This window comes from Butyrivibrio sp. (assembly GCF_024699075.1).
Genome location: NZ_JAILQF010000311.1, coordinates 1 through 10,055 on the forward strand (window position 1 = coordinate 1; position 10,055 = coordinate 10,055).

Annotated in this window: 8 protein-coding genes and 1 tRNA gene; 3 read left to right on the forward strand and 6 right to left on the reverse strand. The window is 39.2% G+C overall.

Going from position 1 to position 10,055, the window contains the following annotated elements:
- Nucleotides 1-819, forward strand: an 819-nt coding sequence (locus K6G87_RS12470) for a penicillin-binding transpeptidase domain-containing protein (protein ID WP_296837756.1), incomplete at its 5' end; no start/stop codon positions are given.
- Between the two features lie 119 nt (nucleotides 820-938).
- Here K6G87_RS12470 and K6G87_RS12475 read toward each other — a convergent pair.
- The 4 genes from K6G87_RS12475 to glmM all read right to left on the reverse strand — a co-directional run bounded on the left by K6G87_RS12475 (nucleotide 939) and on the right by glmM (nucleotide 4,621).
- A tRNA-Thr gene (locus K6G87_RS12475) sits at nucleotides 939-1,011 on the reverse strand.
- Between the two features lie 113 nt (nucleotides 1,012-1,124).
- Nucleotides 1,125-1,667, reverse strand: coding sequence for a DUF4364 family protein (locus tag K6G87_RS12480; RefSeq protein ID WP_296837758.1), 543 nt, complete (start codon nucleotides 1,665-1,667; stop codon nucleotides 1,125-1,127).
- Between the two features lie 67 nt (nucleotides 1,668-1,734).
- On the reverse strand, nucleotides 1,735-3,159 hold the full coding sequence (locus K6G87_RS12485; RefSeq protein ID WP_296837761.1) for a replication-associated recombination protein A: 1,425 nt from the start codon (nucleotides 3,157-3,159) through the stop codon (nucleotides 1,735-1,737).
- A 73-nt stretch (nucleotides 3,160-3,232) separates the two neighbouring features.
- Nucleotides 3,233-4,621 (reverse strand): phosphoglucosamine mutase, encoded by a 1,389-nt coding sequence (gene glmM, locus K6G87_RS12490; protein WP_296837763.1) that lies wholly within the window; start codon nucleotides 4,619-4,621, stop codon nucleotides 3,233-3,235.
- A gap of 227 nt (nucleotides 4,622-4,848) precedes the next feature.
- On the opposite strand from glmM, the gene K6G87_RS12495 reads away from it, so the two are divergent.
- The gene (locus K6G87_RS12495) at nucleotides 4,849-8,022 is read left to right on the forward strand and encodes a response regulator (RefSeq protein WP_296837766.1); all 3,174 of its coding nucleotides are present in this window, start codon (nucleotides 4,849-4,851) and stop codon (nucleotides 8,020-8,022) included.
- 104 nt (nucleotides 8,023-8,126) lie between these two features.
- A complete protein-coding gene (locus K6G87_RS12500) occupies nucleotides 8,127-8,882 on the forward strand; it encodes a response regulator (protein ID WP_296837769.1) in 756 nt (251 codons plus the stop codon).
- A 25-nt stretch (nucleotides 8,883-8,907) separates the two neighbouring features.
- On the opposite strand, the gene K6G87_RS12505 is transcribed toward K6G87_RS12500, so the two are convergent.
- Nucleotides 8,908-9,102, reverse strand: a complete 195-nt coding sequence (locus K6G87_RS12505; RefSeq protein ID WP_296837772.1) for a DUF4250 domain-containing protein — start codon at nucleotides 9,100-9,102, stop codon at nucleotides 8,908-8,910.
- 50 nt (nucleotides 9,103-9,152) lie between these two features.
- Nucleotides 9,153-10,055, reverse strand: a 903-nt coding sequence (locus tag K6G87_RS12510) for an AAA family ATPase (protein ID WP_296837776.1), incomplete at its 5' end; no start/stop codon positions are given.

Consider the following 10,055-nt stretch of genomic DNA (forward strand, 5'->3'; position numbering starts at 1 on the left):
GAACAGGTTATAAAAGAAACAACTGCATTCCTTCTTACAAGCGCTATGCAGGACGTTGTAACATCAGGTACAGGTACAGCAGTTAACTTCGGTGGTACTGCTATTGCAGCCAAGACAGGTACAACATCAGATGAAAACGATGTATGGCTCTGCGGCTTTACAAACTACTACACAGCTACATGCTGGGCTGGTTATGATAACAACGAAAACCTTACAACTTCAGCTGAAACACACCTTGCCAAAACTTTATGGCGTAAGGTAATGTCTGAAATACATACAGATCTTCCATCGGCTACTTTCGAAGTTCCAAGCGGAATAACGACCGCGACAGTATGTACGGAATCCGGTCTTCTTCCGGTTTCAGGACTTTGTGATGGCACTCTTGGAACAGAGTATTTTGAAAACGGAACAGTTCCTACAGAAAACTGTAACGTACATATCTACCAGACAATATGTAACTACTCAGGTCTTGCAGCAACAGATCTGTGTCCTTTCAAGGTACAACAGGTTGTAACTGTAGTTCCTGAAGAACCTGATATATTAAAACAATCTGCTGGAGCAGGTGCTACTACCACAACAAGCGGCGTTGTAGATCCTACGGTACTATGTCCGCATAATGAAAGCTTCTTCGCACAACCTAATGCGCAGGAGATTCTGGTACAACAGAATCAGGAGATCATCAACAGAAATGCTGCAGCCGCGGCCGCGGCGGGAACTGATTCTACCACAACTGATGGTACGACGACGGATCAGACGGCCACTCCGGAAGCTACAACTACAGAAACAACGCCTACGGATGAACAGCAAAACGGAGAATGATATAGATAACAATTGGCAGGTAAAAAGGCCGGTATCTTCTTAAAGATACCGGCCTTTTAATGCATAAAAAAATCCCTCAAAGCTAGTAAATATCTAACTTTGAGGGATATTATTTTGTAAGCTGCTGACGGGAATCGAACCCGTGACCTCCGCACTACCAATGCGACGCACTACCGACTGTGCTACAACAGCTTGGCATATATATTAGCAAAAGCAGGATAAACCTTGTCTTTCGCAAGCCACGAATGTAATTATACTAGTAGAAATATGCCTTGTCAAACTAAAAATATTAATAAAAAAACTTATTATAATTTATTGCCTTCATCAGAATCATTTAAGAGCTGATCTGTTATATATGAATAGATATCAGAGCTCTTGTCATGCCATCTTGCGCATACTCCGTCTGCCATGCTTTCTGTAGGAACTGTTATCTGAATATTAATGATATCTTCTCCCATCTCCTTGGCAACAAGTCTTGCAACATACTGGCCATCTGCACGCTTGTTATAGTCAGCAATTATCGATGACTCATTACGAAGCTTGATCTTATTGTCCTTAAGATAAGCATCAATCTGAAGTCGTATCTCAGGATTCATCTGCCCTATAAAGAAGTGAAGTGCCTCTTCTCCAGCCTCTGTGAGCTCCAAGAAGGTTCTGTTGCGTTTCTTGTGCTCAATTATAAGCTTCTGCTCACTAAGTTCTCCAAAGGCCTCCTGGAGGGTCATAAACGTAGTGTACTCATTTCCAAGTATAAAGTCATAGATCTGTGACTTGGAAAGCTCTACGTCAGACCTTTTAAGCATATACATGACTATTATTTTATAAAGTGTTAAATACTGCGATGCCAAGTGTATATATTCTCCTGAAAATTATTACTCTATTTATTTGATGTTGTCTTCTCTATTCTGCTATGTTTTACTTTTGTTCTTCTTTATTTTGCGCTTCTTTATCCAGCAGTTCTTTATCTTGCAATTCTTTATTTTGTAATTCTTTATCCTGCTCTTGTTTAAGTCGCTTTTCTTCTGCAGCTTTCAAGGCTTTCATATGATCTCTTATCTTGAGCTCATATCCGTTGCCTGTTGGTGAATAGAACTCCTTACCATTAAGCTCGTAAGGAAGATACTGCTGCTTGACATAATGATTAGGATAGTTATGCGCATACTTATATCCTATTCCATGTCCAAGCTTATGTGCTGACTTATAATGAGCATCCTGAAGGTGAGACGGGATCTTTAGATTACCGCTTCCTTCAACTTCTTCCATAGCACTGTCTATAGCATTTATAGAAGCATTACTCTTAGGAGCTGTTGCAAGATAACTTGCCGCCTGAGAAAGAGTAATCCTTCCTTCCGGCATTCCAAGTCTTTCTACAGCAAGGCTTGCTGCTACTGCAACCTGAAGAGCCTGCGGATCGGCATTGCCTATATCTTCAGAAGCAAGCACCATCATACGCCTTGCGATAAACTTGGGATCTTCTCCCGCACTTATCATTCTTGCAAGATAATATACTGCTGCATCAGGATCTGATCCTCTGACACTTTTGATAAAAGCAGATATCGTATCATAATGATTATCGCCATCCTTATCATAACGGGCAATCTTCTTCTGAATGCATTCTCTGGCTACGTCAAGGGTTATATGGATCTTGCCATCTTCACTTCTGTCAGTTGTCATGATGCCAAGCTCTACAGCATTAAGAGCATGCCTTGCATCGCCATCAGCCATGTCTGACAGAAAATCCACTGCTTCATCATCTATTACTGCATCAAAAGAGCCCATACCCTTTTCTTTATCATACACAGCACGGTTTATAAGTACTGTAATATCCTCTTTTGAAAGAGGCTTAAGCTCAAATATGACAGATCTTGATAATAAAGCTCCGTTGACCTCAAAGTAAGGATTCTCGGTCGTAGCTCCTATAAGTATTACTGTACCATCTTCAACAAAAGGAAGCAGGTAGTCCTGCTGCCCTTTATTAAAACGGTGTATCTCATCTATAAAAAGAATTGTCTTCTTCTGATACATGCCACTATTTTCTTTGGCTTTAGATACAACATCCTCCATATCCTTCTTGCCTGCAACGGTGGCATTGATCTGCATGAACTCAGCTTTAGTCGTACTTGCTATAACCTTGGCAAGAGTAGTCTTGCCAGTTCCCGGCGGTCCGTACAAGATAATGGACCTGATCTTGTCGGCCTTTATAGCACGATATAAAAGCTTATCATGTCCTATTATATGCTGCTGCCCTACTACCTCTTCCAAAGTTGTAGGGCGCATACGTGCAGCAAGCGGAGATTCTGAAACAGCTGTCTTCTGCCTTGCATATTCAAATAAATCCATATTATTAACCTCATGTCTCAACTGCAAAGTAAAGACTTAAATATTGCACCTGACTGCATTTGGGCTCCAAATATTATTTGGCTTCGTATCCTTTTTCTTTGATAACACGAATTACAGATTCTACATAGTTTCTGCAAGTCTCTTTGTCTTCAGCTTCTACCATGACTCTTACAACAGGTTCTGTACCTGATTCGCGGACAAGAATCCTTCCTGTATCGCCAAGCTCTGAAGCTACAGCATTAACCTTAGCAACAACATCAGGATCATTCTGAGCCTGAGTCTTATCTGTTACACGAATGTTCTCAAGTACCTGAGGATAGATGGTAAGAGGAGAGCAAAGCTCTGACATCTTTTTCTTTCTTGCAAGCATAACTTCCATCATCTTAATGGATGTCATGATACCATCACCGGTTGTAGCATATTTACTGAAGATAATATGACCTGACTGCTCACCACCTATTACGCAGTTGTTCTCAGTCATATATTCATAAACATACTTATCTCCTACTGCAGTCTTGGCATAATCTATTCCGGCTTCATCAAAAGCCTTGTAAAGACCGAAGTTGGACATAACTGTTGTAACTACAGTATTGTTTACAAGTTCGCCCTTATCCTTCATATATTTACCATAAACATAAAGAATATGATCACCGTTTACAACATTGCCCTTTTCATCTACGCAAAGACATCTGTCGGCATCACCGTCATAAGCAAAGCCTACATCAAGACCCTTTTCTACAACAAATTTCTGAAGACCTTCAATATGTGTAGATCCTGCATTATTGTTGATATTGGTTCCGTTAGGATCTACATTTATAACATATGTTGTAGCTCCAAGAGCATCAAATACGCTCTTTGCTATATTCCAGGATGCGCCATTAGCACAGTCAAGACCTACCTTCATTCCCTTGAAGGAATAAAGTCCGAGTGAGATGAGGTATCCTACATAACGGTTTCTTCCTGATACATAGTCAACTGTGCATCCTATTGAATCCTTGGTGGCAAAAGGAATTGAATCCCACTTTTTACCAAATGCAGTAAGGTTACCGTCTATATAATCCTCTACGAGTCCGATGGTCTTCTCGTCCATCTTCTCTCCATTACCATTTAAAAGCTTTATACCATTATCATAAAATGGATTGTGGCTGGCTGTGATCATAACACCACAGTCAAATTCATCTACTCTTGTTACATAGGCAACTGACGGAGTAGTTGTTACATGCAGAAGATATGCGTCTGCACCTGATGCAACAAGGCCACCTACAAGGCTGTACTCGAACATATAACTTGAACGTCTTGTATCCTTGCCTATTACAACTCTGGGAGCTGATGTGTCTCCCTTCTGGCGCTTAAGTTCGCCATAATACCATCCAAGAAAACGTCCTACTGTATAAGCATGATCTGCTGTAAGTCCTACATTAGCTTCTCCTCTGAAACCATCTGTACCAAAATATCTGCCCATTTTTATGAACATCCTTTCTTAATTAGAAACATTTTGTGTGGCTATTATCCCACTTAGCGATTATACCACACCCTATAATTTTTTGCCGCTTTGCATGCCAAATCTATTTTTTTAAGAAAAATATGCCGATAAATTATCTGATATATTGTGATTTACATTTTTTATATAAAGCCATGTAACATATTAAGACAGGCTTTACCAAAACGTTGCTTCCAACTGGAGAATATATGTCGAACAGAAGATTACTGATTTTTGACATAGCGGGTAAGATCACAAAGCAAAAGATTCTGAAAGTTTTAATCAGCTTTCTTTGCTATATTTGTGCTACGATCATATCCATCTATTTTGTAGATTTCGGAATCCCGATAAATCTCGGCAAAGTATCATTCGAGATCACCTTTAAAGATATCCCTCTTATAATCATAACTGGCTTTCATGGATATTTCTGGGGAATACTTCTTGTATACACCATTTTCATATACAAGTCCTTATCTGATACAAGATACCTGTATATGATGTTCATTTTCACTGCCACTGTTTTTGTAATAGGTTATATGTCTTCTCACAGATGGTTCTTAAAAAGAAGATATGCATTTATAGGAGCTCTTATAACCGCTTTTAACCTTGGACCTTTATGGTGGTTTCTTGTCTGCAGGATAAGAAATATTGAGATCTTAAGGCCCATGTCTGAAGCATATGCTCTGTATTTGCTTGGTGCACTTCCTGAAGCTCTTATATCTTTTGCTTTTCTTCACCAGTGTTTTAAATATCTTCCTGATAATCTGAAATCCAAGATTCCTTATGGAGTCTACTATACCAACAAAGATTATCAGACTATTCAGAAATCACTGCTTAGCACACGTCTTACTGCCCTTATCGCTCTTGACTGCATAATATTCAGTATAGGAGCCGCTTTTGCTTCTGCTTTCCTTATTCCGTCAATAGCTTCAGATGTAATAATCACCTCTGAAACTATGGATGATACAAGTGGAATTCTGGATGTACTTGATTTTACACCTGAAAGTGAGTGGCAAAGTGCAGTCGAACCTTATGAAACAATAAATTATACAGGCGAAGTCTCTTTTAACTTATCCAAGGTACTTAAAACCTCTTCCTACAAGACCTTTGTATATAACAGAAATGGTGTGGCCTATAATATCAGACTTATCATGTTCATAATGAACGTTGCTATTCCTACGGGTATTTTTACAAATTATTTTTCACAAAAAAGGATAGCAGCTCCTATTGTACGATTAACCAAGGCTACGTCTGATTTCGTTGACGACTCCTATGACAATGAGGTTATAGGGACCGATCAGGATGCCGATCTTAAGAGTGCCTATGATCACAATATCATGGACAAGGTCAAGGCTATTCACGAACTTAATATAGATACCGGAAATGAAGTTGAAGATCTCTATCATAGTATAGAAAAAACTACAGATTACCTCGTAAACTATGTTAATACAATGAGGCAGGAACAAAAGCTCAAGGAAGATCTAAGAGTTGCCACACAGGCCAATGTTGCCAAAAACTCTTTTTTGTCAAACATGTCTCATGAGCTGAGGACTCCAATAAATGTCATTCTTGGCATGGATGAGATGATCCTTCGTGAATATGACAGCGATGAAAATCTAACTCTTTATGCTCTTAGCATACAATCATCAGGCAGAACTCTTCTGTCTCTTGTTAATGATATTTTGGACTTTTCCAAGATTGAAGCAGGTAAGATGGAGATCATACCTGTTGAATACGATATTGGCTCTATGATAGTCGACCTTTATAACATGATATCCATAAGAGCCCAGGAGAAGCATCTGGAGCTTATTATCCGCATTGATCCAAATATTCCGCGCCTTTTGTATGGCGATGATATAAGGATCAAACAGTGTATTGTCAACATCCTTACCAATGCTGTCAAATACACTAATAAGGGATCCGTTACTTTATTCATGGATTATGAGGAAGTTGATGATGACAATATAAGCCTTAAGATAAGGATCAAGGATACCGGCATAGGTATGAAGGCTGAAGATATGGACCGCTTGTATACTCCATTTGAACGCATGGATGAAGTAAGGAATCGTACCGTAGAAGGTACAGGCCTTGGTATAAGCATAGTCAAGAATCTCCTTGAGATGATGGAGTCTCATATGGAGGTAGCAAGCGAATATGGCAAGGGCAGCGAATTCTTTTTTGCCATAAAACAAAGAGTAATATCAAGAGAACCTGTAGGAGATATAACCCAGGCCTTAAGAAAGAGCATGTCGTCACACGAAAAATACCGCACGGCATTCCATGCTCCTGATGCAAGGATACTCGTTGTAGACGATACCGCAATGAATCTGACTGTAATCGTAGGTCTTCTAAAAGAAACTCAGATAGTGGTAGATACTGCAGATTCCGGTCAAAAATGCCTGGATATGGTCAAGGAAAACGCCTACGACATCATATTTGTCGATCACAGAATGCCTGATATGGACGGAATCGAGACCCTTCACAGACTAAAGACAATGGGAAAAGAAAACCTGTCCATAAATGCTCCCTGCATAGCTCTTACAGCTAATGCCATAGCAGGAGCAAGGGAAGAATATCTTGAAGCAGGATTCTCAGATTATCTTTCAAAACCTGTAGATACCTTAAAGCTTGAAAAAATGCTGATAGATTATCTTCCAAGAGAATACGTACACATGTTCGGGACACCCGAATTTGCTGCCGATATAAGCAATATGCCAAAGGACCCTGTCAAGATGGCAGAACTCAATCAGGAAGACTATGTAGTGATCGGTGGCAAAAAATATCTTCATAGCGAACTTAAGAGTCTTGGAGCTTCAGCGGGAATAGATATTGAAATTGCAATAAAGAACTGTGGAAGTCCTGAAATACTTCAAAAGGTTATCAAAGATTTCTATTCTTCGATGGCAGAAAAAGGAAAACTCATAGAAGAATATGCTCAGAACAAGGATTATGAAAACTATACTATTCAGGTACATTCTCTAAAGAGTTCTTCAAGACTTATAGGAGCAATAAAACTTTCAAAGGATGCTGAATATCTGGAAAAGTGCGGAGATGAAAAGAATGCTGCAGAAATAGAAGCAAGAACTCCTCTTCTTCTGGCCCTGTTCTATGGATACAGAGATAAACTCGGGCCTATATTATTTGAAGATGATAAGGCTACAGGCAAAGATCTTCCACCTATTTCAGAAAAAGAACTTGAAGAATATAAAGCAGGAATAAGAGAGCTTGTTGAGGCATTTGATTTTGACAGTGCCGACGCAGCAATAGCTGAACTATATGAAAACTATACAATTCCTGATTCTTCAAAAGAATTACTGGATAAGCTGCAGATAATGCTCGCAGCAGCTAACCGCGACGGAATTCTTAAGATTTTACAAAAATAGCAAAATAGCGTCATTATAATGTCAAAATATGGTATCATAGAATATAGTTACAATATTATATTTATAAAATAGCTATTTTGCCCGATCTGAAAGGAAACACTTCCATGGAAAAGAAAGCTATTCTTATAGGTGATTCCAAAAAGTTCATGGTTAAAGCAGTTGTCAAAGGGCTTGAAGCAGAAGGTTATGAGGTAATAGGAGTCAATCCTGAGGTCAGTATGATAAGGGCCACTACAGGTCGCTCTCCTCTTTACATCATGTATCTTGAAGAGCCGGTTCCAGTAGATATAATGGAAGCTCTTGGCGAGCTGATTGACACTGACCATATTAAGCTATTCCTTATAGGCAACAACGATGAATTCAATGCTGCATTCGAAGTAATACCGGAAGCAAAGATCACCCGCAAGTTTGAACGTCCACTTAACGTTAAAATGCTTGCAAGTGCCATGAATGATATCGTTGTATATTCTCTTATGAATCAGGGTTCTAACAAGAAGAAAATTCTTGTAGTAGATGATGATGGAGTAATGCTCAGAACGATAAAGGAATGGCTTTCAACCAAATATGATGTTTATATTGCCAATTCAGGAATGAATGCAATTACCTTCCTTGCCAATAACAGGGTGGATCTCATTCTACTTGATTATATGATGCCTGTTGTATCAGGCCCTCAGGTATTTGCAATGCTTCGTAATGATCCTACTACTAAGAGCATTCCTGTAATGTTCCTGACAGCTAAAAGCGATAAACTCTCAGTCCTTAAGGTAGCAGCCTTAAAGCCCGAGAAATACCTGCTTAAGTCCATGCCGCCGGAAGAACTTATAGCACAAATTGATGCATTTTTTGAAGGAAGGTCTTAGAGACCTTCCTTTTTATGTTTTAATCTTATACGAACTGATTCCTCTCTTTATCATACTTAAATCCTGCATTTTCAAGTTTTTCTTCAATTTCCCTTAGCTCGGCTTCATTTATTTCCATATCATCAGCCAGTACTTCCAAAGATGAATATCTGTCTCTTAATTTCATATTCATAAAAGACATGAGCATAATGGGATCCTTTGGGATATTTTCAAGTGCCATATTACACCTCCTAAAAAAACTGCCGGCAATATTGCCGGCAGCTAAACGAATTAATTCCTGCCAGCTTCTGCTACAAGGTGACCATCTGATACATCAAATGTTATCACATCTTCAGGTCTTACCTTATCTTCAAGTATAAGCTTTGCTGACATAGTTTCAACATGCTTTTGAATAAATCTTTTAAGAGGTCTTGCTCCAAAGTTCTTATCATATGCTTCATCTGTAATGAGCTTTTTGGCAGCATCTGTAAGCTTTATGCTGATCTCTCTTTCTTCAAGTCTTGTATTAAGATCGCTCACTATAAGATCTACTATGTTAAAGACATTGTCTCTTGTCAGAGGTCTGAACATTATGATCTCATCAAGTCTGTTCAAAAACTCAGGACGGAAATGCATATGAAGCTCGTCCATAACTTCATTTTGGACACTTTCTTCTATGGTACCATCATCTCTGATACCCTCCAAAAGGCTCTGTGCGCCAAGGTTTGAGGTCATTATAAGAATAGTATTCTTAAAATCCACAGTTCGTCCCTGAGAGTCAGTTACACGGCCATCATCAAGTATCTGAAGCATTACGTTAAATACATCAGGGTGAGCCTTCTCAATCTCATCAAAAAGTACTACAGAGAAAGGCTTTCTTCTGACAGCTTCAGTGAGCTGACCACCCTCTTCATAGCCTACATATCCGGGAGGTGCTCCTATAAGCCTTGACACTGAGTATTTCTCCATATACTCACTCATATCAATTCTGACTATATTGTTTTCATCATCAAAAAGTGATGCTGCAAGTGACTTTGCAAGTTCTGTCTTACCAACACCTGTAGGTCCAAGGAAAAGGAATGATCCTATAGGCTTTGAAGGGTCCTTGATACCTGCTTTTGATCTCATAATAGCTTCTGAAACCTTTGTAACAGCTTCGTCCTGACCTATGACTCTCTTATGGAGTTCATCAGC